Below are 1,595 nucleotides of genomic sequence, written 5' to 3'. Positions count from 1 at the left end.
CAAAGGCAGGTTCTTTAAGGTAAGGAGGTGATCCAACCGCAGGTTCCCCTACGGTTACCTTGTTACGACTTCACCCCAGTCATGAATCACAAAGTGGTAAGCGCCCTCCCGAAGGTTAAGCTACCTACTTCTTTTGCAACCCACTCCCATGGTGTGACGGGCGGTGTGTACAAGGCCCGGGAACGTATTCACCGTGGCATTCTGATCCACGATTACTAGCGATTCCGACTTCATGGAGTCGAGTTGCAGACTCCAATCCGGACTACGACGCACTTTATGAGGTCCGCTTGCTCTCGCGAGGTCGCTTCTCTTTGTATGCGCCATTGTAGCACGTGTGTAGCCCTACTCGTAAGGGCCATGATGACTTGACGTCATCCCCACCTTCCTCCAGTTTATCACTGGCAGTCTCCTTTGAGTTCCCGGCCGGACCGCTGGCAACAAAGGATAAGGGTTGCGCTCGTTGCGGGACTTAACCCAACATTTCACAACACGAGCTGACGACAGCCATGCAGCACCTGTCTCAGAGTTCCCGAAGGCACCAAAGCATCTCTGCTAAGTTCTCTGGATGTCAAGAGTAGGTAAGGTTCTTCGCGTTGCATCGAATTAAACCACATGCTCCACCGCTTGTGCGGGCCCCCGTCAATTCATTTGAGTTTTAACCTTGCGGCCGTACTCCCCAGGCGGTCGACTTAACGCGTTAGCTCCGGAAGCCACGCCTCAAGGGCACAACCTCCAAGTCGACATCGTTTACGGCGTGGACTACCAGGGTATCTAATCCTGTTTGCTCCCCACGCTTTCGCACCTGAGCGTCAGTCTTTGTCCAGGGGGCCGCCTTCGCCACCGGTATTCCTCCAGATCTCTACGCATTTCACCGCTACACCTGGAATTCTACCCCCCTCTACAAGACTCTAGCCTGCCAGTTTCGAATGCAGTTCCCAGGTTGAGCCCGGGGATTTCACATCCGACTTGACAGACCGCCTGCGTGCGCTTTACGCCCAGTAATTCCGATTAACGCTTGCACCCTCCGTATTACCGCGGCTGCTGGCACGGAGTTAGCCGGTGCTTCTTCTGCGGGTAACGTCAATGAAAGTACTTTACAACCCGAAGGCCTTCTTCATACACGCGGCATGGCTGCATCAGGCTTGCGCCCATTGTGCAATATTCCCCACTGCTGCCTCCCGTAGGAGTCTGGACCGTGTCTCAGTTCCAGTGTGGCTGGTCATCCTCTCAGACCAGCTAGGGATCGTCGCCTAGGTGAGCCGTTACCCCACCTACTAGCTAATCCCATCTGGGCACATCTGATGGCAAGAGGCCCGAAGGTCCCCCTCTTTGGTCTTGCGACGTTATGCGGTATTAGCTACCGTTTCCAGTAGTTATCCCCCTCCATCAGGCAGTTTCCCAGACATTACTCACCCGTCCGCCACTCGTCACCCGAGAGCAAGCTCTCTGTGCTACCGTTCGACTTGCATGTGTTAGGCCTGCCGCCAGCGTTCAATCTGAGCCATGATCAAACTCTTCAATTTAAGTTTGATGCTCGTGAATTAAACTTCGTAATGAATTACGYATGTTCACTCAGAGACTTGGTATTCATTTTT

Annotated in this window: 1 rRNA gene; it reads right to left on the bottom strand. The window is 53.6% G+C overall.

The features are described from left to right. Positions 1-20 precede the first annotated feature (20 nt). A 16S ribosomal RNA gene (locus A6013_RS07675) occupies positions 21-1,523 on the bottom strand. Between the last annotated feature and the right edge of the window lie 72 nt (positions 1,524-1,595).

Source organism: Enterobacter sp. IF2SW-B1 (assembly GCF_001743375.1).
Lineage (GTDB): Bacteria > Pseudomonadota > Gammaproteobacteria > Enterobacterales > Enterobacteriaceae > Enterobacter > Enterobacter bugandensis.
The sequence above is the reverse complement of the archived record's forward strand: the minus strand, read 5'-3'. Positions and strand labels throughout refer to the sequence as shown.